The sequence below is a fragment of the Vulcanisaeta sp. genome, assembly GCF_049966235.1.
Classification (GTDB): domain Archaea; phylum Thermoproteota; class Thermoprotei; order Thermoproteales; family Thermocladiaceae; genus Vulcanisaeta; species Vulcanisaeta moutnovskia.
This window is the reverse complement of the sequence record NZ_JBMFVA010000016.1, coordinates 1-23576: the sequence shown is the minus strand read 5'-3', so window position 1 is coordinate 23576 and position 23576 is coordinate 1. Positions and strand designations below refer to the sequence as shown.

Genomic DNA, 23576 nt, shown 5'->3' with positions numbered 1-23576 from the left:
GTGCTTATTATGGTTATTAAATAATGCGAATAAAGGAACTATATATTTAATGAAGCTCACACACCGGAATAAACTAAGTACTTAATGCCGTTAAACACAACCTCCTTTGTGGAGTTCCTTATTTCATCAAGAGTCGACATATCCAGGTTATTCCTCTTAATAACATCCATTATCTGATCGATAGTCATTGGTTGAATCTTAAGAATACTTAGCAAACTATTTACTGGATCATCCCTATCTATATGAAACTCCCCTCTCTCAATATAATCTATTATGAATATCCTATTACTATTCACATACCTCGAAAGCACCCTAGCGAGGTTCATTAATACATCGGATGTTGGTGGCTTAACCCAGGACTCAGCGGGTGGTCTTGTGGGCACCATCATGTAGACTCTATCCGGTCTGTACCTACTTAGGGCATCACCAATACGTTCTATTTCATCCTCATTATCATTCACCCCCTGCACAAGCATTATCTCAGTCCATATCTGCCCACTAAACACCTCACGGAATCTCTCAATACCCTCTACGAACCTATCGAAGGTTATTTCCCTATGCGGTCTATTGATTAGCCTAAACGTTTTCTCGTTCCCTGCATCTGTACTAACCTTAACCACGTCTAATTCACTTAACCAAGCCCTGATTCCTTCATCAATTAACTTAGCCCCATTAGTCAGTATTGCCAATGGCTTATCCTGATTATTCCTAGCCCATTGTATTAGCTTTCCAAGTCCAGCATATAGTGTTGGTTCTCCATCACCAATAAATGTTAAATAATCATAATTCCTGGTCCTCGTAGCTATCTCTAACTCCTTAATTATATCCTCTGGTGGATAAAACATTCTTAAGTTATTTATTACATGCCTAGTCCTACCGAGTTGGCAGTATATGCAGTTGAAATTGCAGTACTTAAGCGGGACAATGTTGACGCCCAATGATCTGCCTAATCTACGTGAAGGTACAGGCCCAAAGACGTAACGAGACATTTAACATCCAGGGTACTAGCATCGTATTTATTAAAATACTTTATTAAATGTTGTATTTCTATTTCTAATAAATTAGTAATTGAATATAAAAATAAAAATTAATTAATAAAACCTCTTTCTATACCTGTATACATAGTAAAGTATCACATATTGGAGAGAATAATGGTATTATATGTATAATATTCAGTTATTAGAAAGGGGATTCACTAATTAATGATTATTGCTTAAAGAGTTTTCGTAAGTTTTTAGGATAGTTCTCTAGGTTAAAATACCGTGATTAGTCAAAAAGTTGAGTACTCAAGGAGAATCTATCAAGAGGCTATGGTACAGTGCCTAAAGCCATGGTACACCGATGATTGCCATAAATGTAGATCAGAATTTAATAGGTGCATGTCTATTTATCTATCATCATTAAATTAAGGGAATACTTAAAACATATTATTAAAAACCATCACGTGACATACATATTTCCAAGCAGGGAATGGGTTAACGCCCTATGCTCAAACCTTAATAATGATAAGGATTTCCTCAATGCAATTAATGGTTGGAAAATAGATGTACTACTCATTGGTAAGAACCTTAGCAATAATGTAATTAAGTACCTACAAAAAACCTATGGAGCTAATGATATTAAATACATAGGTATCCTGCTTAAATTCAACAATTCATGCAATGAGGCATCCTTCCTAGTAAATCCTAGTGTCGATTCATATCAATACGTCGTTATGGCTGACTATGATGTATGGCTTAAAGTACTTGAGAACCTAGACGATCCTATAACGGCAATGCTCAGTGTATTTAGGAAACTGGAGGTTAGGGGCAATATGGTAACGCTTGTAAGGCTTGCTGCAAACATTGTTTCACCAATGGCAAGAGTCATCATGAAGATACCAACAGAAATAATAAAATAATTTTAATTTTTAATGAACCAAGTTATTGTATTACCACCACCAATGCCACCAGCGTCTTCCACCATGCCATCCTCCGTAGAACCAACCCCAACCTGGACCCCATGGAGCGGCAGGCGGTGGGTATGGATAGCTTGTGTACCAGCTCTTGAAACTCTTGCCCAGATCTGTCAATTCCACGTACTCCTCATTACCCTCCCTAACAACCCTTATTAAACCGGCCATTTGTAGTGCGCTTATTGCATAGTCAAAGGCAGCGCCATAGAGAGGTACTTTACTTCTTAAATCGCTTATCTTAATCTTATCCGTTATTTGATTCAGTATTAACCATGTACCCCATCTTGTCGTACCGAACATTTTCTCACCAATATCGCTTCTGATATCGAATTTAAAAACCTTACTCAACAATTATTTTCATCGGTACATAATACATATGCATACATTTAAATTAAGATGATTATCCCTTCAACCCACCAATATTGAATCCCTCAAGTAATCTACCCATTATTATATAACTGAGTATCATGACTGGTAATGCAACAACAAGTGCTGATGAGGCTAACAAGCCCCAATCAACTGCCCTACTCCTTATCGCCTCTATTGCGAATATAGTAACTGTCTGTGCACCCGTTGGTGGGAAGTTGAATTGCCATGGAGTCTCCGTGAGTATTAACGGGTAAAATAGTAATTGCCAACTTATTATGAATGAGAGTATCATAGCCATGAACCAACTACTCCTGGTTATTGGCGCTATTATCCTAAATAGAATATAGGTCGAAGACGCACCCTCAACCTCGGCCAACTCCTGATACTCATTTGGCAGGTCCCTATATATATTGAAGAGGAGCCAGGCAGATAGCGTTACCGTGAATATCGGCTCAGTAAGAATTAATGCCCACCATGTATTTAAAAACCCTGAATTCATGAATAATATGTATATTGGGAATATGAAGCTCGTTGATGGTAATGAGTATAGGTATATTGTAATGAGCAATAACCAATAAATGTTCTGCTTAGACATTATGTATGAGGCCGTACCAGCCAGCACTGCTGAGATCAATGCCACGAATGCACCAACTATAAGGTTTGTGGATATGTACGGCACAGAACTCGAAAGAGCGCTCACAAAATACTTAACAGTGGGGGCTATTGGGTAAAGTATCGGTGGTGTTATGAAGTCATATATATTAGGCCTAAAGGCAAGTATAACCATCCAATAAACTGGAAATAATAAGAAAAGGAGTATTATTATTGTCGATAGCCATAGTAATGAATCATAAACCTTATCCGGAATTTTAACAACAGGAAGCCTGACATAAAACCCACTACTACGCATAACATATAGTAATGCAGCAGCTGGTAAGGTAGCCATTGCAGCAAGCAATGCAGCTGCGGCTTCACCGCCAGAGAAATTTCCAATGAAATATAACAGGTCAAATATAAGTAGGGGTAGTGTGGTTGATGAATAGCCAGGTCCCCCTTCAGTCAATACGTATGGTATATCGAAATTACCTAATTGGAGCACGAAAATGACCAAAAATGCTGTAAGCAGTATTTTGAATATGTAGGGTAATGCAACACCACTATAATACTGGGATATAGAGGCACCATCCACTTGGGAAACCTCCTTAAGCTCCTTACTTATTGATTTAAGACCACCAATAATCACCAAGTACGCGAAAGACGTGCTGCTCCATATTCCTACGATTATTACTGCCCATATTGATAGGCCAGGTATCGTAGTCATGTTTAACATCGGTATATGAAATACCTTAAAGAGATAGTAAAATGGTCCATACATGGGGTCAAAGAGTGTGTACCATATCATTGATGATGAGATAAATGGTATTGTATATGGTATAAGTATTATTAATGACATCGGTACTTGCCACCTCATGGGCAAACTATCAACCCTAATTGCCAATATCAATGCTAATAATGTTGATATTAAGGCCGTGACAGCCGCAAATAATAGGGTATTATTAAGCGCCAGGTTAAAGGTACCCGGTGGAAAATCAAGTATCAGGCCCTTTATTGATTCTGGGTTAAAGCCAACGAAGTAGAATGTTGTTATTAATGGAATTAGGCCAAAGGCTAGTATATAAATCAGGTATGGAAATAACCATGATCTCCTCGTGATGATCACCAACGATTTACTGCGAAAATTAATTTTTAATTTTTAACATTTTAGTATAACTACGTATTAGCCTGAACAGGAGCCATACGTTTGGACCAGGGCATTTACCCAAGAGGCTGCTGCAGTGTTCATTGCCTCCTGTGCACCTATTTGACCAAGTAAGTATGAGTATACCTCCTGGTTAAAGCTTGGTATTAATTCCGTATATGTTGGCGGTATGTTTGGCGGATTTGCCCATGCATTCTGAGCAGCATTATAAACAGCATCTAGTAACTCCTTATCATGCGGACTAAGAGTGCTATTACTCAGTAACATTTGAAATGCTTCCTTTGATATGGGGAACTTATGGAAGTCTACGTACTCATGTACCTGTACTTGTGGTGATACTAGGAATGCCAGGAATTCAAGGGCTAACTGCTTATGAGTCGAGTATTTACTAACGGCCAAGAAGTTTGTACCAGTCTCAGCATAGCCACCAGGTAATGGCGCTAGGCATGTATCATTATATATATTGGATGGTAAATATGATAATTGACTAACGAATAACATAGCAGCAGGCGCATATTCGGAATATAACTCAGGTAAATTATCATAAGTTACTGGGGTAACATTTGGAGGTGGTTCGTATGATACAAGTTCTTTATAGACCTCAAGCGCCTCAATACCATCAGTCGTATTAAAGTCAGGTAATGGATACGGGCAACCAGGCGCTGGTGCTCCATAAAACAATATGTTAAAGTTCGGCAAGCCTCCTATCCTTCCCTTATTGAGATTTGGGTCATTCATATACCACCAACCAAATATTGCCGGATACGCATCTATTATACCATGAGATACGTGATCATCTACCAAAACACCGTACTTAGTAATTCCATTACTCACAAGAAACTGATCAACATCAAGCACTGTTGTCCAGTTCTGCCACGTTAATGGATTAAACTCAACACCATACTCATTATAGAATTCCTGGGCCAGTGTCTGATTGTTAAATATTGAACATCTATACGCTAGCATGTAGGTTACTGTCTCATAGGCTATACCGATATACTCAATCTGACCGGTCGTTGTATTATAGAATTCACCGCCAAAGGCCTCCTGAGGAGCCATTAAGTCACTTTAATTAAATAGCGTATTCATGTATTGATTAAGTGGAAGTACATAAGGTACAAATCTTAATGATGATGTTGATGTGAATTCAATAATATCATACTCAGTAGAATGAGCCTCGAGAGCCGTTAATTCATTCGTAACATACTGACTAAACGGATATGTTATAACTTCAACATATACATTTGGATGCTCCTCATGGAATAATTGACCTGCGTATTGTATGAAATTAGCTGTAGTTCCTGAGTAGGCAACAACAACTATGGTTACAGGCTTAGGTGCGGTTACTGTCTTAACGTAATAATAAGCACCAACTGCAATTATTATCACAATTATGATACTAATTATCACCCAAACAGTGCGTGAGATACCCCTTCTCACATTGATTTAATCACTACCTTAATTATTAAGCATTTCCTTGAATCAATAAAGTTGCTATATATTAGTATAATATTAATGCATCACTTCAGTTTCTGTATATCAATTGGTGTGCACGGTACAGGTATTACTATGTTAATACCCTGGGTACCACTTAATATAGGGGATTCCACGTAATAATGCACTGGCATTAAGTACTTAACACCAGCCTCCCTAGCCACTTGAATGGCTTCACTTGTTGTTGAATGACCATGCAAATGAGACGCCTCTTCAGTACCTGGATTTCCCGAGACCTCATGTATAAGTAATGTACAATCCCTAGATAAATTCACAATACTTTTAGACGGCCTTGTATCACCACTATACGCTATACATGAACCATCAGAATCCTCAATTCTATACGCAAGTGCTGGTACTGTGTGATCAGCAGAGACAGCAGTTACTCTATAATCACGTCCTATTACCACCGTTGAAGGCTCTGGACTTGGGTCTATTGAATGAAAATCTACTGCAGATAGATACTGCGGTATACCCAACGCATTAAAGAGTCCTTGTAAATCTACATCCCTGGGACCATAAACCCTAAGTGTTATGCCCATGGATCTTGCAAACAATGCGAGTGTTGAAAGTCCCATTATATGATCCCCATGCCTATGCGTTATGAGTATTAAATCCACCTTGTTTACATCAAAACCGCAGGTCCTTAATGCCCTGTAAGTTCCCTCACCAGTATCTATCAAAATCCTTGAGTTATTAATCTCCACGAGCAGTGATACATTGCCGAGTAATGGATTTGATACCCAACCACCAATTCCGAGTGGTATAACCCTCACAGTATGCCCTAGGTATTACAATTATTAAGGAATACTTCAATATTAATTTTACATTAAAAATGCCAATTCAAGAATCGCAAATACAGCACCTATTATTGTCCACCAAGTGAATACTAGATTTAGGGCTGCAACAACGATCCCCAATGTCCTGGTCTCTGAATCGCTTGGTCGTGATAATAACAACGCACCAGCACCTATGTTCATCATAGCAAGTGCAATTATTACTAGTGTTAATGCCCACATAATTGTCGCTGTTATATTGGGTATTGGCACAAGCATTATCGAGACAATACCAAAAAGAAGAGCTGGTACTAGTAGGAATGCTCCTGTGATTAGCATTAATATGCCAGCAACCCTGGGCTCGCTCATCAAGACAGGTAATGCTAATAATTTAAATACTTAATACCCATAAATCCTCTTAATCCAATCAACAATTTCCTTAACGCCAATATCAATTGCAGGCTTAATACTTCCTAAAACTTTTCTTGTACTCTCACAATCATACTGCACATTAACATACTTAAGCAATGACCTAGCACCACTGGGTAAAAATAGACCAACAAGGCCTGGCGTTAATGGTATCCTAATCCCACTGGTACCTATATACCTAGCCATTAATTCCGCAAAGTCTCCGAGACTATACATTGTGCATTCAGTTGCATAAAGGAACGTGTTCTTATACTCCTCACTAACCGCAACCTTCTCAAGTAATTGTACTAAGTAACCCACATAAATCGCACTCACCAAACCTCTAATCTGTGGTATTAATCCAATCTTTGCCAACCTATATAAGCTTAGAAACTCGTTATGATCATTATAATAACCATAAACTAATGTCGGTCTAATAATAACATAATTAAGCCCTTCATTGCTAATTTCCTTAATCGTTCTCTCACCATCGCATTTGGACCTTTCATAGTCACTCCTTGGATTCACGTATGAATAATCACAATGATTAGGCTCCTCTCTTATGAATTTACCGATCTTCCCCGAGGCGGCTGATGCACTTATGTGTATTAATTTTATTGACTTATTAATGCTCAATATTGCCTTTGCGATATTACGGGGAATCTCTACATGGGCATTCCATAACTCATTCCATGAACCACCTAATAAACCAACGGTGTTAAATATGTAGTTGGGTTTCACATCATTAATGAGCTTCAATAGGTTTTCGTAATTACTTGGATCAAGTCTATATGGCTTTATATTTAGTTTAAGCAGGTCCTTCATCATCATGGCTTTACTTCCATGAACAGATCTATATGTTATATATACATCAAAACCCTTTTCAACTAAGTACTTAGCTAAGTTCGTTGATATGAAGCCTAGTCCAATAACTAGGGCCTTTTCCACAATGTCCTATTTATGACAGTTGGTAATTAAGTCTTTCCCTAAATAGAGAAAATATCCGATATCACTAACAAAGAAGGTTTTATAAATACTAGGTATCCGCATGTCATAATCGTATGCAGAAAGAATTGTGGGCTTCAATAAGTGAGGGTCAGAGAAGGTCTGTATTAATAAATGCGTTCCTTGGAGCGCTGCTGGGATCAATAAATGTTTCATCAGTTGTAATTGCGCTACCCGCGATACTCAGGGGTATTGGACTCGGTATTAATACGTCAATAGGCTTCATGATAATGGCATGGATAATGTTCGCATATCCATTGGTTATGGCTATAACAGTAGCTCTCATTGGTAGATTATCAGACATGTATGGTAGAGGTAGAGTATTTACAATAGGCGATGTAGTGTTTACAGTCTCATCATTGCTCCTGGGCTTAACGCCAGGCTATGGAACAATTGCAGGATTTCAGTTAGTTGCCTATAGGTTTATCCAGGGTTTGGGTGGCGCAATGATGTTCGGCAATAGCGCCGCATTAATAACTGATGTCTTTCCACCAGAACGCAGAGGTGTGGCTCAGGGCATAGTTGGTATTTCATTTAGTGCAGGTAGTGTGTTGGGTTTAGTGATTGGTGGTTTATTAGCCACAATAAATTGGAGGTGGGTATTCCTATTCAATGCACCGATAGGCATTGTAAGCATTATATGGGCATATAAAAGTGTGTACAAGTTACCCGCAGGCTTCACTAGGACTAAGATTGACTGGATCGGTGCATCATTACTAACACTGTCATTAGTATTACTGCTTATGGGATTAATGCTGTCAATGACGCCTTATGAAAATTCATCACTTGGATGGGGTAATCCAATGGTCTGGACATTACTAGGCACTGGTGGTGCCTTATTCATAGTATTATTCATCATTGAAGCCAGGATTACTGAGCCAATGCTTAGGGTTAAATTATTCAGGATTAGGCAGTTCACATACGGCGTAGTGAGCAGTTTATTCCTATTCCTAGCTCAGGGAGCCAACGTATTCGTACTATCACTACTCTTGCAGGCAATTTACCTACCACTCCATGGAATACCCTATGCAGATACACCATTGTGGGCTGGTATATACCTAATACCCAGTAGTGTAGCTAATGCAATCTTTGCCCCAATAGGTGGTAAATTATTGAATAAATTTGGTGCTAGGGTCGTATCTACACTGGGTGCGGTAATCCTCGCTGTCAGCTTTGAATTACTAACACTACTGCCAATAACGAACTTCAGCTATGTCTGGTTCGCAGTGATACTATTCATAATGGGTACAGGTTCAGGTTTATTCCAATCACCAAACCTAGTATCAATACTGAGCGCCGTGCCACCAACAGAGAGGTCAGCTGCGTCAGGTCTAAGGTCAGCAATGCAGAACATAGGTCTACTAATGAGCTTCGCAATATTCCTAACCCTAGTATTAACTGGTGCATCATCAACATTAGTTAGGTCAATATATAATGCATTAGTGAGTGCTGGCGTACCAGTAAGTGACGCAGTTAGGCTCACATCAATACCACCAGTTTATGCCCTATTCGCTGCATTTCTGGGTTATGACCCAATAAGGACCATGATAACACAGGCCAGTATTTCACTACCAGCCAATGTACTCAGTAGCATAGATCAATTATCGTTCTTTCCAAGTGCCATAGCACCAGCAATGGCTGTAGGATTTTATTACGCATACCATGCAGCGGCGATATTGGCTGTTATAGCGGCAGTATTCTCATACCTAAGGGGTAGGGAGGTATTTCACCATAATACTGTGGAGACTACACAGGTAGCAGCTATAACTAATGTGCCTGAGGGTATTAATGATCCTGATCCCAACTACAACAACAATGGTAATCCAAACATTGACATAAAGTCTGACTCGGTACTACGTAAGACCTATGCAGCATACCTACTAATGAACACTGAACTGGGCAAGACAGTACTAAGTAATATAACTAGTAAGGATTTAATCTATGCAATAGCCATTACATCAAAGTTACCGAATTGGTTCATCGAATTCATAAACAATATCAATGAATGCAACATAAATATGTCAGTGATAGAGTCATTAACGAAATACGTAAATGTACCGGATTGGTTAATGGAAGTTATTAATGGTTGGTTAAAAATTAATTCATTAAATTCAAACAATAAATAAAATTTTTACCCATTTTCAATTTTAACGTTTTAAATACATCATTTAACTAAAAAAGAATTCATAGGCGCAATGTATATGCTTTATTACCACTCCAAACTATCGCTTTACCATCCCTTAGATACTCAATTACAGTATATCCCTTATAGATTCTCTTCTCATTATTTACTTGCTTATTTTGCGATCTTTCTTTAACCATGAACATTTTCTTATCACCGAATCAATCAATGTCTCTTCTGTTAATAAATTTATATAGTGAACTGAGTTTAATCAATATATTAGCTCTTAATTACTATATAATCTATATAGTATTTAAAGAGCTAGGATAAGTTTTTATTCCGTTATTTAACGTATGCTTGAATGATTGAGAATAGGAAGGATGATCACATTAGGATTGCCTCAGAGCAAAATGTGGAGGAGGGTAACAACCTATTTAATGAAGTGCATTTTATTCATATTGCGTTACCTGAGATTGACTTTGACGAGGTTAATACTTCAATTACTATATTCAACAAGAAATTATCCTTTCCCTTCATTATTGGTGCAATGACTGGCGGTACAGAAACTGCTGAAAAAATAAACACCACACTTGCCAAGTGTGCTGAGGAGTTTAATATTGGCATGTATGTCGGTTCCCAAAGAATTGCTATTGTTAAGCCAGAAACCGCTAGGAGCTTTAGGGTTGTTGCTGAAAATGCACCAACTGCCCTTAAAATAGCAAATCTAGGAGCTCCACAGGTCTCTAGGCTTGATGAGAAGATACTCGTTGATTGGGTTTCCCAGGCCATAGACATGATTAATGCCGACGCAATAGCCATCCACCTAAACCCAGCACAGGAGGTTTTTCAGCCTGAGGGTGAGCCTTGGTTTAGGGGTGTTATTGATAAGCTTAGATTCATTAAGAAGATAGCCAATAGACCATTGATAGTTAAGGAGGTTGGTAATGGAATATCCATGGAGGTTGCTAGAATCCTTGCCTCAAGGGTTAATCCGGATGCCATTGACGTGGCAGGTATTGGCGGTACATCATTCATAAGGATAGAGAGCATAAGAGCCGGGGCGATTGATGAGGCCAATGTATTCAGTGGTTGGGGTATACCAACGGCAATAGCCATATGCGAGGTTAGGAACGTTTATGATGGGGTAATAATAGCGTCTGGTGGTATTAGGAGTGGCCTTGATGGAGCTAAGGCAATGGCTATTGGTGCAAATGCATTCTCAATGTCGAGACCACTCCTATTAGCTGCACTTAAGGGATTTGATGAAACAAAGAAGTTCATAGGTAAATTACTCAGGGAGTTTAAGATAGCAATGTTTCTCACAGGATCGAGAAATGTCAATGAACTTAACAATGCGCCTGTGGTTTTTGGTCAAACAATAATTTCCTGGCTAGGCCAGAGAAATGTTTCATGTAAGCACGTAAGTGCTAGTAAGTAATATAATCAACATGGTGATTAAGAATTAACATAAGCATTTTATAGCCGTGAATTAATTATATAATGGGATTATGGCGCTTCAGGGAGTTTCATGTCCAAAATGCGGTTCAAGGAGAATAACAATTGTTGTTTCAGATATACTGACATTTAAATGCATTGATTGTGGTTATACTTGGTCACCAAACCTACCAGCTCAGGGCTTAGTACATACTAAGGTGGGTGATATTCATTGGACTGAGATTAAGAAGATTATGGAGGATGCCATGAACTACGTCATTAAGATACTTAGCGAGAATGTTATTAGTTGTAATGACATTATTAATAAGGTGCAGGAGAAGTATGGGAATTACCTAACTTCACGCGAGATCCTTAGGACCATAATAAATGGCATTAAGAGATACCTCGAGGAGATCAGGTACAAGGACCAAAATAAGTACTCAACCCTTAGCACAGAGCTTAATAGGTGCAGAGAATTAATTAGTAGGAAGGAGTGATTTACTCAGATGGCATTGCGCTTGACCTCTTATTCTTAAGTCTGGTCTTCTTTGAGTAACCTGAGGCCCAAACTCTCCTACTCCTTGGAACTATCTGTGGACATCTCCTACCCGTACATCTTGGTGCTATGAAACCAATCTTCTGACCAGGTGGTGCAGTCCTTGAAACAGGTGTCTCACCCTTCTGATGGCTACCACCGCCATGCGGATGCGCATATGGATTCATAGCCTTACCCCTAACTAATGGGTACTTCCAAGACTTGGCAAGGGCCTTATAGTACTTGACGCCGGCCTTAAGCATGGGTTTCTCAATCCTACCGCCACCAGCCACAATACCGACGGTAGCCCTAGCCCTTGAATCAATCTCCATAACCTTACCACTGGGTAACTGAACGACTGTCGTTTCACCCTTATGTATCAGAACGACTGCATAGGTCCCGCTGGATCTAACGAATTTACCACCATCATTAGGCCTTTTCTCAATGTTATATATCATGGAACCCTCAGGAATCCTACTAAGTGGTAATATATTACCTGGCATTGGCCTTGCTGATGCGCCAATCTCAATTATTTGACCGATATACATGCCCTCAGCCGCGTAGTTCAAGAACTCCCTACCATCTTCAAGCGCTATCCTAGCCACAGGTGCATTAAGACCCGGCACATGCATTAACTCCTTAACAACGCCCCTAACAACGCCATTAAGCTCAGTCTCACCCATTGACAGGTACTTAACGGGACCCTCCCTAATCCAGCTAGGGCTTCTGAACTGCGAACCACCTCTCCCTCGTCTCTGCACTAGTATTTTCTTGCCCACGATTAATCCCGTTAATGGTGATGGATAGTGGGTTTTTAAATATTTACATTGATGGGTTATGCATAGTGAAGGAAATGAAGAATCAGGAAAAGGTAGTAATCGTTAAGAGGATAGGGTCTGATGAGTACAGCCTTGTTAAGATTGATAATGGAGATTTACATGAACTCGAGGATAGAGGTATTGGTGAGGTAAAAAATGATACCTTCGTTCTAAAGCCTATAGAGCTCATATACCTGTCCATAATTGGGTACAGGGTGATGATTAATGACAATGAGGTGGGTGTGGATGAGTTAATAAGGGAGGCGAAGAATCCGCATGTCTTAACGGTGTACCTGGATATGAGGAAGAGGGGTTACTTCATAAAACCCGTGGTTAATGGACCGGTGGACTTCCTGGTATGGGATAAGGGTAAGAGCCCGGTGAGTTCGAGCCCCAGGTACATGATTAAGATAGTCACTGAGGGGTTGGGTATACAGGTAATGGAATTACTAAATGTGCTAAAGTACAGTGAGAGTATGGGTGCGCAGTTAGTCCTTGCACTCGTGAGCTCCGAGGGGGTTATCACTTATTATAAGGCATTCACATTTAAGCCTGTTAAGGGTGGTTAATTCATGGTCACGATTAAGGACATAGAGCAGGTATTAACTATGGTTAGAAACAAGGGACTCAGGGTCATCATTAGGCTGAGAAAGTCGAGGAACATGATCGCCCTTGAGAGGGAGATTAGGGCCTTGAGCCCCGAGGGTAATTACGTGGCCTGGGCCTCGGCATTTCCAGCACCACCTCATCAAATAATTGATGCGTATGGGATAGCCTCAATAGAGATTTACTGCAGGAATGAATTAATTAAGCAGTTAAGTGATTGGAGGGAACTTGTCAAGGAGCTCCAGATACTAAACGAGTGCCATTAACCACTCTCTACGTCGTACTCCCTATTGCCTATTCTCAACTTAATGACAACACCACCCTCGCCCCTGCTCTCCACCGTACCGTCATCAAGCACTACCTCATCTCCGCCACTAACCCTCATATTAATCCTAAACAGCCTAGCGCCAATTTGTGCAAGGTCCTTATAGCGGGATGTGCATACGTTGACGCTTATCCAGGGCCACCTCCTCCTAATCTCAGTGGCTATTTTAATGCCGGCATCAATACTGCCTATGACATTACCGTCGGGCCCCGGTTTATAGCCCATGCTTATTAAATTATTTATGTTTGCAGGGCTTACGTCAAGTTCGTTTAGGTTCACAAAGCTTATCAAGCCATTATTAATGAGTAGTTCAGCAACCTTAACAATATCATTCTCGAACCGAGGCAGGGCAGGCACCTCAAGACCAAGCTCAATGTCCGCGTCCTTTAACATCTTGAGTAAACCAAGCTTACCGCTTAACTGAGCTGGGTTTATTGCGTGTATCCTAACCTCATCAATACCGCTGCCAGCCAATTTCTTAATGGCATCCTCATTAATATTGAGGACGTGGGTATACATGTGTATATGGAAGCCCCGTCCATACGTATCCTTGAGTAGTCTCACCAGTTCAACGACCCTATCAACAACCATTATTGGGTCACCACCAGTGATGGCGAGACCATTAGACCCAGCCCTATCCAGCTCATCAATTATGTCGTCCGGGAACTTGCTGATTTGCCTATCATTGATGAACATCACGTCCTTACCAAACCTATCCCTACTGACCGGGCAGTAGAAGCAGTTCAGTGGACATATTCCCGTTATGAAGAGCACACTCTTAATACCCAATTGGCACTGCCTACATCCCCTTGCAAACTCCCCAAACACTATATTGAGTCGTTTCATTACTCAGGAGGCTATAGCGTACCCCCTTATAAATGCATGTGCGTTAAGCATTTTAATGAATTTAAAGACGCAGCAACACGATGTATAAGTTTAGAAATACATTGATAGCGTTTTTAATATCCACGGCATTCACAATACCCATATTCATAGCCATGAACATAAACCAAACCGCCTATGAAGCAATAGTTGCACTATTGGGCAGCACATGGCCTCCAATAACGCCCTGGGGCTTCATAACCGCGATCTTTGCTCACCCTACGGTTGAGGATTACGTATTCGACATGCTGACCCTATGGATGATAGGCCCATACTTCGAAACCATGTTTGGAACAAGAAACTTCTGGCTAACCTTCATGCTTAGCGGTATAGCTTCCGCACTCTCGCCAATACTCTACTACGCAATGGGAACTCCAGTCCTCGTTGGCGGCTCATCAGGCGCGTTATTCGGGATAATCGGCTTCATAATAGCCACGCCACACAGGGGCGTGATACTGGCAAATCCAATAAACATAATAGCAATAATATTCCTACTATCACCACTGGCCTTCGCCTTCGGCATAGCCTACCTAGGCCACCTACTCGGTTTTATTGTGGGTATTATAATTGGTTACTTATATATAAAAAGACGCAATACTTTAGTAAATTATCTCCTATAACTTTGTTTAGTTAAGAGAACAACATAGATAATACATATATGGAAAAATATAAACGACGTCGTAGTACCTTATTAATCAGACAGCAGAGTTTACTTATGGAGATTATATGGCACCTAAAGTCTTAGACACAATAATGATTTATTATAGCAAATGTAAATCGGGTAAGGGATGTATACCCACCGAACCTGTGACTAATCCCGAGAAAAGACAGAAAGTTATTGAATTATTAAATGAGGCTATTAATCGAATCAAAGAATGGAACATCTGGAGTACTCAATGGATAGATGAAACGCTTACAATAATCATGGAAAATCTAATGGAAATATTTAAACAGTTCAAAGATAATGACAAGTATTCTAAGAAAATTATTAATGTAATTAACGAGATATCTAGATTTTTATTAAATCATTTAGGGAATGAATTTAAAGAATATTGGTTTAATAACGTAAGTAATGAAATTAAGGAATTGATCAACAATTTAACGAATAATAAATCAGAGATATTAATAAACGAGACAGGGAAGTCCTTAATGGTACATATATATGGGAAAAGAATTGGGCTTAACATTAATAAGATCTTTCCAAGTGGTAGTATAGTTGTTCAATTAATAATAAAAGGTTTAGGTGGCTTTTATATTGATGTTCCTGACGTATTCAGGAAATTAATGGGCGAGAAAGAATATAGAAAATTCGTAGAGGAGGTCCTTATTCCAATGAGACTTGGTTGGGCAGCCACTGATGAAAGTAAGCGTGAGAATAATAAACCAGCAATAGCTACAACACAGCTGTGGCAAGCATTGCTATGGCTTTTGCTATATCCAGGTAGGGTTTATGTGATTACGCCCATCATTAATATAAATAAAAGTAACATAACAATGATATGGCAGTTGAGAGCTTATGACCATGAATCACTCAAACTTACCGCTTTGAGTGATGCTATTAAGCTTGATAGTGTAGCGTTTTTGATTTTTATGCTGGCCGTAATTCTTGGCGATGGTGATGTGACCATTGAACCGCTTAATAATGGTGTTAAACCGATGATAAGACTTACCATTGGCTCTCTTGAGTTTGAGAATTGGAGATTAATTCTCAATAGACTTAAAACCATGGGTATTCAATGGAGTAAGATTGAGAGTGGTGGTAAGATTGATGTCGTAATTAGTACTAATTATGCCATTGATTTAGCTAAGTTAATAATCAGTGCTTTACCGCCATTAATGAGAGCTTTTCTCGATATTCTAGAGAATCTGGGGCTTAAAAAATGGAGTAGCTTAAAGCTAATCGCTAATATGGAATTAAATCGTCGAAAAGGTAATGCACAAATTGAGATTGCCGGTGTAAAATTTTCAGTACGCGTTACAAGATCTGCAGTGGAACTGCAGGTTTTAAGAAAGAATGAGACTGAGACAGATAAAATTATTGAGCAAGTAAAGAACATGTATGGTAAGGATTTTGATATTAGGAAAAGAAAATACAATAATAAAGTAAAAATTACAATTCCATGGGTTGAGATAATAAGACATGATGATATTAAGGTCAAGGTCGTAGTTAAACTTTATGAAATGTTAAATCGAGTTAAAGACGATAAAAGAAGAAAGTGGATAATTAATAACATACGAAAACTCACTATGAATGAATCACAACATAGTAAGTAAAGAACTTACGTATTTACTTAACGGAAAGCATTATGGCGTTGACTTATTCACATTAAGTCTCGCTTATAAGTATCCAATCGTGTTTAATGTAACGGCATACGTAACGCCACTAGCACCACCAACCTCATACCCATACCCAGCCGCGTATATTCAGTACGCCACGGTGAACCTAGGAATGAACGCTCATGAGCACTATTCATTGCCGGGAATGGACTATAAGACTGACGTACTCGAGTCCCTCAATTCCTACGGATTCATGAACCTAACGCTAGAAATCATTAATCCATACGGTGGTGCCGTAGTCACTGGAATATCCGGTAACTACGCGAGAACTAGTAAAGACTTGGCGGCAGTACATACCTACTCGTACCCAACAGGAATACCTGGCTACCTAGAGAAGTTCGGTGCATTGGCAATATCGCCAAACGCCACAGACCTAATTGGCTACTACCAATACGTAATGCTGAGACTGATGAGAATAGGCAGTGGCTGATGAATTAGTTAGGGCTCTAGAATCTCAAAATCACCAAATAATTTTAATTTGAAACCTGGTTAATTAACATATATAAAGACATTGTTGTATGAGTGTGATGGAGTATGAATAGGACATTGGTCATTATGATCATGTTAGTTGCGATATTGACAGTAATACTGATCATGCTCACGCTCATTTATGGTATACCCGTAAAAACACTAAAATTACTCTTTATTGCCTTATTACCAGAAATAGAACGAATATACACACCTACCACATGTCCCTATTACAATGGTTATTGGTTCACAAACAATTATAACATTGCCATGATATTGAGATTAGGAAACAACTCAATAACTGTTGGTAAGAACTCGATTATATACATAGGTGTTGATTACTCCTCTAAAGATACGTACATTTTCATAATAAATAAGCCAAGAGGGATATTAATATTCACGTACTTCCCAGGAATACCCTCACCAATCATAATGCCCAATGCCAGTGGCACTATAAAAATTATGATCACAAACTCAACCCTATACCTAACAGTAAATTCAAGCAAACCATTGAAACTCAACTCCTACCCGCCATACCCATCGAGTAATAACGCAAATATACACATAGACTCTCTAGCATGTGTACCGGCGCATAATGTGTATGATGGATATGTGTATGTCTACGTATTCTTCATAGAGCAACCACTAGGTTGGAGCCCAACATTAGGTATATACCTTATGTCGAACTGCACACTTTACGAACTAAGCAATTGTAACTATCACAGCGAGACTGTCTACATATACTTCAGTAGGGGTAGTTAAGGTCATTCGTGACCCCATCATCATTAGATTCAGTGGCGGCACAACCTAATCATCCTTATAAGGTAATAAATATGGTGAGTACTTAACCCTTACCAATGATTAGATCTCAGTGTTATTTAATCAATTCAGCCCTCCAGGTGATCATCACCGATCTGGTGTCCCGACAGCCATCATCACACGAGATTACTTGGGCATCAACCTTTAAACCTTTAATTACGTCACTTTAACTCTGTTGGTTCTGCGAGATTGTCCTTAACTTAATGCTTCTTACCTCCCTCATTAATGTTATAAACAGGAATATGATTACGGTCATGAAAAACAGCATTATTGCGAATAACGACGCAAGAATATGTACATTGCTTAAACCTGCCAAACCCAGGAACAGGGTTAAAATATCGATTATGAAGAATAAAATGAATGTGAATCTTAGTGTAATTAATCTCTCGATTTGTTCAACCTGGGTCGAAATTGACCAGTGAAGTATGACGAACATAAGCATCAAGGTCACTATTATGCCAGAAGATACCTGTGCGTACATTCTCTCGGCTATGATACCAGCGCCGATGAAAAATCCAGTAATAGCTGATTGTATGAGCAGCGGTACCAGGAAGTAATTTCCGAATAATTTCGTAAGGGTCTTATCATCACCTTTAATAACCGAGCTCCTAATGGCTATGATCCACAGTAATATACTGATGAAGATGAGAATTAACGAGAGGGCTTGGACATACGTAAATGATGAAGTTACGTACAAAACTGCGAAAAGGGTGAACTGTATTATTGTGATTAAGTATATGGTGTAGAATATGGGGGCCGCCGTATTAAGATCCTCCTCAGACATTAGATCTCTGTAAGTCTTTATTAGGTCAGTCTATTTTAACTTATTGTGGGCGTTTTCGTTGGTACAAGCGGCTGGCTATATGATTGGAATCCTGAGTCGTCCCTTGATTGGTATGTTCGTAATTCAGGATTGAATGCCGTTGAGCTTAACGCTTCCTTCTATAGATTCCCATTTAGGAATCAGGTGGTTTCCTGGGCTAGGAAGGGTTCTGGGCTTAGGTGGGCCGTTAAGGTTCATAGGTACATAACCCACGTTAAGAGGCTCAGGGAGGACGCCTTGAACACTTGGCATAGGTTCAGGGAATTGTTTCAGCCACTCGATCAATACGTAGATTTTTACCTATTTCAAATGCCCCCATCCTTCACCTACAATGATGAGAGTATGGAGAGGGTTAGAACATTCACCAGGGAGACAGGGCTTGGTGCCAGGCTTGCAATTGAGTTTCGCCACGAGAGCTGGTTCAACAGTGAGGATGCCATTAATGAATTAAGGGACTTAGGCATCACCGTAGTGTCTGTTGACGAGCCTGGGGTTACGTGGGTCAGGAGCACAAGCAGCATTGTTTATTTGAGGCTTCACGGTAGGACTGATTGGTATATGTATGACTATGGTGAGGATGAGCTTAGGGACCTAGCGATTAAGGCTGTTTCCCTTAATCCTAATGCGATTTATGTATTCTTCAACAATGATCACTGGATGCTTGAAAATGCCAGGAAGATGCTGGAGGTATTAAAGAGTTTAATAGGGGAGTGAGTTACCTAACCGTCCTTGACAGCATTAATAGCCCAGTGATCGTTAAGGCCACGCCGACAGCCATCATAATCACCATGCCCAAGCCCATGGGGCTTATAAAACCAACGATCATCGGCGCCCAACCACCAATCAACAGGCCCCAGTTATAGGAGACGCCCAATCCACTCGCCCTGTATTGAACGTCGAATTTATCGATTAGTACATATGGTACGAGTCCCATTGCGAAGTTCTCGATAAACGCTAATATCACTAGGTTTGTAAAGCTTGGGTATATCATTAAGGTGATTGGTGCGTAGGCAAGCGATATAATTAATGTGCCTATTATGAGCCACCTATAATTAATTGCCAGGGCCAACGGACCAGCGAGGAGCACCGCTATGACCGCTGCTATTGTTGAAATAAGCATTACACTGGGTATTATGCTAGCCTCACCAATTACCTTTAGGAAGTCTGAGTATATTAGGTATGTGGAGTAGTAAATAGTCAATAACCCACCCGTAAACAATACGCCAAGCCCAAGCCAAGCACCACCATACCTAAACAATAGTGTTAATGGGTTTGCCTTCGGCTTCGACCATAGTGGCGACTCTATTAACCTGCTCCTTATTATGAAGGCTAGTACTGCCACTATGGCTCCAGTGCCCATGTAAATCCTCCATCCATAGGCATTGAATGAGATTGGACCCATGTATGTTAGGAATAATACGTTAACAATAGTGGCTATGACAACACCTATTGGGTAACCACTCTGCACAAATGCCGAGGTTACCTCTTTCCTCCACCTACTCCACTCCATAATCATTGCAGTTCCTGGACCCCACTCACCGCCCAGGAATATTCCCTGGAGAAACCTGAAAGTTAGTAGTGCTAATGGCGCTAATGCACCAATTGTGGCGTAGATTGGCAGTAGGGCTATAATGAGAGCTGATAGGCTATAACCAAGCACTGTTGTTAGTAAACCAATCCTCCTACCAAACCTATCACCTACGTAACCCATAGCCACAGAACCCAGGGGCCTACCAACAAGTGTAGCCACAAGCGTTGATAAACCACCAAGTAATGAGAATGGACCTGGGAAGAATAACTCACCAAGTAATGGCATTATTGGCGTAACGAGAAGCGCATCATAACCATCCATTATCCAACCCAAGTATGCGCTAAACATTGCCCTAGCCCTCATTTTCTCTAGAATGTTTGTAGGATCCACGAAATACTCGTATTATTACCAACCCTATTAAGTTATACCCTGGATTAAATCGATAGTGGTGGGTATATTCGTGCAATGATCATTGAGATTATGAATATTATGAGAATCAACAATCTCACACTGAATGGTCCAGCCCATAAATTCCTAAGTTCCCTCCACCTACTCCTAACAACGGCCTCATCACCGCTGAGTAATGGACCTGCCAACCTCAATGTGCGTGGAATAAGCAGCAGAGCCACTAGGGATGTGTAGGGTAGGTAGTGCAGTATTGCCGAGACTATGATTGCCAGGTACATTAGTACTATCGATGTGTAGACGACATACTTCGTATTCTTAACACCCACAAGTAATACCAGGGTTATTTTACCAACAGCCTTACATGCATCAATCTCCAGCGCGCCCGAGCCGAGGAGTATCAACAATGTAAATAGCCCATTCGGTATGCCAACAATCAACGGTGCCGGATTCATGTAAATACCCGTCTGGACAATATATGAACCCCAGACAACGAGCGGACCCATTGCCGTCGCGGCGAGTATTTCGCCGTAGCCCCTATAGTGGAATTTCAGCGGTGGTATGCTATAGCCAATCCCAATTATTAGGCCGGCAATTGCCAGTATTAATACGGGCCAACCAACAAGAATTACCAGGTAAATACCTGCCGCAAAGGCTATTGCGAGAAATACGTAACCAACAGTAATGACGTCCTTAGGTCTCAACTTAAGGTCTATTATTGGGTGCGGCCTATGCGAGAAGCCACTAGCCCTATACAGTATGTCTACACCGCTTAAGTAGTCGTAGTAGTCATGTACTAGGTTAACACCTGCCTGAGCCAGTAGAAGGGCTATTAGGGTTATTACGTAGATCACCAAACTGAGTTTGTTGTTTAGGTACCAGGCCAATGCGGTGCCTAGAGTAACAGATGAGAATGCACTCGTAAGCGTCGTTGGACTGAATGAAACTAACCAGGTCCTAATACTCATTGACCATGAGCATCACTAGGGCATTTTAAGAATTTCCGTAGGAGGAAACCGTTATTTGCCTAGTAAGTACTGATATTTCGTGGCAATTAAGGACCTTAGATCCTTCATTAAGGTGCTGGAGGATAGGAATGAGTTAATTAGGATTAGTGAATCGCTTAGTGTTGATCTTGAGGTCGCTGCATTACTTAGGGAGCTAATGTATAGGGGTGGGCCGGCCGTAATCATCGAGAGGATTAGGGAGGGTACACTGCCAATAATTGGTAACCTCTTTGGTAAGTGGGATAGAGTGATACTTGCCATGGAGGGTAATGACCCGGAGACCGCTGTCTCGAAGCTGGTGGATTTATTGAATTTGAGGATTCCTCAGGGCTTTATTGATTCCCTGAAATCACTTAATGAGTTGAGGAGGTTCTCCCAATACTTCCCAAGGAGTGTTGGTGACGGACCAGTTAAGGAGATGGAGTGGGATCTCATTGATTTGACGAGAATACCAGCAATCAGGCAGTGGATCCATGAACCTGCCAGGTTCATTACCTTTGGAATAACGTTTGTTAAGTACGGTAATTATAGGAACTTCGGTTACTATAGGTTACAGGTGATTGGTAGGGATAAGTTCGTGATGCATTGGCAACCCTGGCGCAGGAGCGCCATGTATGGTGAACTTAATGAGAGACCTGAGGTTGCCATTGTTTTTGGTCCTGATCCCATAACCATGCTTATGGCTGGTGTCTCAATACCGCACCCATTGGATAAGTTACTGATCACCGGCGTGCTTAGGGATGAGGGTATTGAGCTAGTCAGAGGTTCCACAATCGACGTTGAATATCCAGCCAATGCCGAGTTGGTTATTGAGGGTGAATTGACCGGTGAGTACGTTAGGGAGGGACCCTTCGGTGATCATGTTGGTGTTTACTCAATAGCCAAGGAGTACCCTGTGGTTAAGGTTAAGGCTATTTACTCAAGGAGAGACCCTGTAATACCAGTCACAGTAACCGGGAAGCCGGTCCTCGAGGATGGGAATATAATAAGGTTTGGAACGAAGGTAGTAAAGTCACCGCTTAAGTTATTATTGCCAGAGCTTGTGGACCTGGAGATACCTCCTGAGGGTTTGGGGTTCGTAATAATCGTATCCATTAGGAAGAGGTATCCAGGGCATGCGAGGAGGATCATGACGGCACTATGGGGCCTAGTACCAGTACTAGGTAAGGTGGTAATAATCGTTGATGATGATATTAATGTCAGGGATTGGGGCCAGGTAATGTATGCCGTAGCCACTCACGTTAACCCATCTAGGGACATACTCATAATCGATAACTACCCAGTGGAGGAACTCGATCCATCAACACCAATACCAAACCTGGGCAGTAAGGTTGGTATTGACGCAACTAGGAAGCTTCCCGAGGAATATGGCGGTAAGGAGTATCCGATGGACGTTACAATACCAAGCGATGTTGCGGATAGGGTTAGGAAGATCGTGGACTCTATAATGGGTAAGTCAGAAAATTGACGAGAATGCATATTTATGGTTTAACTCGCTAATTAGGGCAATGAGGGCATGTATAGTTGGCCTGGGTAGGATGGGTAGGGGAATGGCAATTAACCTCGTTAACAAAGGCAACGTGGTCTACGGCTACGACGTCAATAAATCCATATACTCTACATTGAGCAGTGCTGGTGTAAAGACCGTAGATAGCTTAAGTCAATGCAGCGATACAGATTATGTATTACTTGCGCTACC

The 23576-nt window shown here is 40.6% G+C and carries 25 protein-coding genes and 1 pseudogene; 13 read left to right on the top strand and 13 right to left on the bottom strand.

What is annotated here, in order from left to right; all coding sequences use genetic code 11:
• Window positions 1-56: 56 nt before the first annotated feature.
• A complete protein-coding gene (locus ACP5L5_RS08850; RefSeq protein WP_428763161.1) occupies window positions 57-989 on the bottom strand; it encodes a radical SAM protein in 933 nt (310 codons plus the stop codon).
• A 455-nt stretch (window positions 990-1444) separates the two neighbouring features.
• Here ACP5L5_RS08850 and ACP5L5_RS08845 point away from each other — a divergent pair, with 455 nt between their 5' ends.
• Window positions 1445-1900 carry a hypothetical protein gene (locus tag ACP5L5_RS08845; RefSeq protein ID WP_428763159.1) on the top strand — a complete coding sequence of 152 codons (456 nt, stop codon included), beginning with the start codon at window positions 1445-1447 and terminating at the stop codon, window positions 1898-1900.
• Between the two features lie 30 nt (window positions 1901-1930).
• Here the strand turns inward: ACP5L5_RS08845 and ACP5L5_RS08840 are convergent, their stop codons facing one another.
• The 6 genes and pseudogenes from ACP5L5_RS08840 to ACP5L5_RS08815 all read right to left on the bottom strand — a co-directional run bounded on the left by ACP5L5_RS08840 (window position 1931) and on the right by ACP5L5_RS08815 (window position 7708).
• The gene (locus ACP5L5_RS08840) at window positions 1931-2302 is read right to left on the bottom strand and encodes a hypothetical protein (protein ID WP_428763157.1); all 372 of its coding nucleotides are present in this window, start codon (window positions 2300-2302) and stop codon (window positions 1931-1933) included.
• A gap of 52 nt (window positions 2303-2354) precedes the next feature.
• Entirely contained in the window at window positions 2355-4043 is a 1689-nt protein-coding gene (locus ACP5L5_RS08835; RefSeq protein ID WP_428763155.1) for an ABC transporter permease subunit, read from the bottom strand.
• 57 nt (window positions 4044-4100) lie between these two features.
• A pseudogene (locus tag ACP5L5_RS08830) lies at window positions 4101-5492 on the bottom strand (ABC transporter substrate-binding protein).
• Between the two features lie 110 nt (window positions 5493-5602).
• Window positions 5603-6352 carry an MBL fold metallo-hydrolase gene (locus ACP5L5_RS08825; RefSeq protein WP_013605575.1) on the bottom strand — a complete coding sequence of 250 codons (750 nt, stop codon included), beginning with the start codon at window positions 6350-6352 and terminating at the stop codon, window positions 5603-5605.
• 48 nt (window positions 6353-6400) lie between these two features.
• Window positions 6401-6721: a hypothetical protein gene (locus tag ACP5L5_RS08820; RefSeq protein ID WP_428763153.1), complete on the bottom strand. Its 321-nt coding sequence runs from the start codon at window positions 6719-6721 to the stop codon at window positions 6401-6403.
• Window positions 6722-6751: 30 nt separating this feature from the next.
• Window positions 6752-7708 carry an NAD-dependent epimerase/dehydratase family protein gene (locus ACP5L5_RS08815; RefSeq protein WP_428763151.1) on the bottom strand — a complete coding sequence of 319 codons (957 nt, stop codon included), beginning with the start codon at window positions 7706-7708 and terminating at the stop codon, window positions 6752-6754.
• 113 nt (window positions 7709-7821) lie between these two features.
• On the opposite strand from ACP5L5_RS08815, the gene ACP5L5_RS08810 reads away from it, so the two are divergent.
• Window positions 7822-9891 carry an MFS transporter gene (locus tag ACP5L5_RS08810; RefSeq protein WP_428763149.1) on the top strand — a complete coding sequence of 690 codons (2070 nt, stop codon included), beginning with the start codon at window positions 7822-7824 and terminating at the stop codon, window positions 9889-9891.
• Between the two features lie 58 nt (window positions 9892-9949).
• On the opposite strand, the gene ACP5L5_RS08805 is transcribed toward ACP5L5_RS08810, so the two are convergent.
• Window positions 9950-10093, bottom strand: a complete 144-nt coding sequence (locus ACP5L5_RS08805; RefSeq protein WP_013605579.1) for a hypothetical protein — start codon at window positions 10091-10093, stop codon at window positions 9950-9952.
• A gap of 155 nt (window positions 10094-10248) precedes the next feature.
• Between ACP5L5_RS08805 and fni the strand changes: the two genes are divergently transcribed.
• A complete protein-coding gene (fni, locus tag ACP5L5_RS08800; RefSeq protein WP_428763147.1) occupies window positions 10249-11325 on the top strand; it encodes a type 2 isopentenyl-diphosphate Delta-isomerase in 1077 nt (358 codons plus the stop codon).
• A gap of 70 nt (window positions 11326-11395) precedes the next feature.
• On the top strand, window positions 11396-11818 hold the full coding sequence (locus ACP5L5_RS08795) for a hypothetical protein (RefSeq protein ID WP_428763145.1): 423 nt from the start codon (window positions 11396-11398) through the stop codon (window positions 11816-11818).
• Between the two features lies 1 nt (window position 11819).
• Here ACP5L5_RS08795 and ACP5L5_RS08790 read toward each other — a convergent pair whose 3' ends face one another.
• Window positions 11820-12635 (bottom strand): 50S ribosomal protein L2, encoded by an 816-nt coding sequence (locus ACP5L5_RS08790; protein WP_428763144.1) that lies wholly within the window; start codon window positions 12633-12635, stop codon window positions 11820-11822.
• A gap of 20 nt (window positions 12636-12655) precedes the next feature.
• Here ACP5L5_RS08790 and ACP5L5_RS08785 point away from each other — a divergent pair, with 20 nt between their 5' ends.
• Together ACP5L5_RS08785 and ACP5L5_RS08780 are read left to right on the top strand one after the other, a co-directional pair.
• A complete protein-coding gene (locus ACP5L5_RS08785) occupies window positions 12656-13243 on the top strand; it encodes an endonuclease (RefSeq protein ID WP_428763142.1) in 588 nt (195 codons plus the stop codon).
• Window positions 13244-13246: 3 nt separating this feature from the next.
• Entirely contained in the window at window positions 13247-13546 is a 300-nt protein-coding gene (locus tag ACP5L5_RS08780) for a hypothetical protein (RefSeq protein WP_013605584.1), read from the top strand.
• Here the strand turns inward: ACP5L5_RS08780 and ACP5L5_RS08775 are convergent.
• Complete coding sequence (locus ACP5L5_RS08775) at window positions 13543-14451, bottom strand: radical SAM protein (protein WP_428763140.1); 909 nt, start codon at window positions 14449-14451, stop codon at window positions 13543-13545. The genes ACP5L5_RS08780 and ACP5L5_RS08775 overlap by 4 nt on opposite strands.
• An 80-nt stretch (window positions 14452-14531) precedes the next feature.
• Between ACP5L5_RS08775 and ACP5L5_RS08770 the strand changes: the two genes are divergently transcribed.
• The 4 genes from ACP5L5_RS08770 (at window position 14532) to ACP5L5_RS08755 (ending at window position 18054) form a co-directional block, all read left to right on the top strand.
• Window positions 14532-15107: a rhomboid family intramembrane serine protease gene (locus ACP5L5_RS08770; RefSeq protein ID WP_428763138.1), complete on the top strand. Its 576-nt coding sequence runs from the start codon at window positions 14532-14534 to the stop codon at window positions 15105-15107.
• Window positions 15108-15213: 106 nt separating this feature from the next.
• The gene (locus tag ACP5L5_RS08765; protein ID WP_428763136.1) at window positions 15214-16761 is read left to right on the top strand and encodes a hypothetical protein; all 1548 of its coding nucleotides are present in this window, start codon (window positions 15214-15216) and stop codon (window positions 16759-16761) included.
• On the top strand, window positions 16739-17254 hold the full coding sequence (locus tag ACP5L5_RS08760) for a hypothetical protein (protein WP_428763135.1): 516 nt from the start codon (window positions 16739-16741) through the stop codon (window positions 17252-17254). The genes ACP5L5_RS08765 and ACP5L5_RS08760 overlap by 23 nt, the downstream gene beginning before the upstream one ends.
• Window positions 17255-17358: 104 nt before the next feature.
• Entirely contained in the window at window positions 17359-18054 is a 696-nt protein-coding gene (locus tag ACP5L5_RS08755; RefSeq protein WP_428763133.1) for a hypothetical protein, read from the top strand.
• 223 nt (window positions 18055-18277) lie between these two features.
• Here the strand turns inward: ACP5L5_RS08755 and ACP5L5_RS08750 are convergent, their stop codons facing one another.
• Window positions 18278-18895 (bottom strand): hypothetical protein, encoded by a 618-nt coding sequence (locus ACP5L5_RS08750; RefSeq protein ID WP_428763131.1) that lies wholly within the window; start codon window positions 18893-18895, stop codon window positions 18278-18280.
• A 45-nt stretch (window positions 18896-18940) separates the two neighbouring features.
• On the opposite strand from ACP5L5_RS08750, the gene ACP5L5_RS08745 reads away from it, so the two are divergent.
• Entirely contained in the window at window positions 18941-19648 is a 708-nt protein-coding gene (locus tag ACP5L5_RS08745) for a DUF72 domain-containing protein (protein WP_428763130.1), read from the top strand.
• Between the two features lies 1 nt (window position 19649).
• On the opposite strand, the gene ACP5L5_RS08740 is transcribed toward ACP5L5_RS08745, so the two are convergent.
• Complete coding sequence (locus tag ACP5L5_RS08740; protein WP_428763128.1) at window positions 19650-20855, bottom strand: MFS transporter; 1206 nt, start codon at window positions 20853-20855, stop codon at window positions 19650-19652.
• 44 nt (window positions 20856-20899) lie between these two features.
• Complete coding sequence (locus ACP5L5_RS08735; protein ID WP_428763126.1) at window positions 20900-21838, bottom strand: prenyltransferase; 939 nt, start codon at window positions 21836-21838, stop codon at window positions 20900-20902.
• A gap of 79 nt (window positions 21839-21917) precedes the next feature.
• Between ACP5L5_RS08735 and ACP5L5_RS08730 the strand changes: the two genes are divergently transcribed.
• Entirely contained in the window at window positions 21918-23345 is a 1428-nt protein-coding gene (locus tag ACP5L5_RS08730; protein ID WP_428763124.1) for a UbiD family decarboxylase, read from the top strand.
• 40 nt (window positions 23346-23385) lie between these two features.
• Window positions 23386-23576 (top strand): NAD(P)-binding domain-containing protein (locus ACP5L5_RS08725; RefSeq protein ID WP_428763123.1); only part of this gene is annotated, 191 nt, incomplete at its 3' end.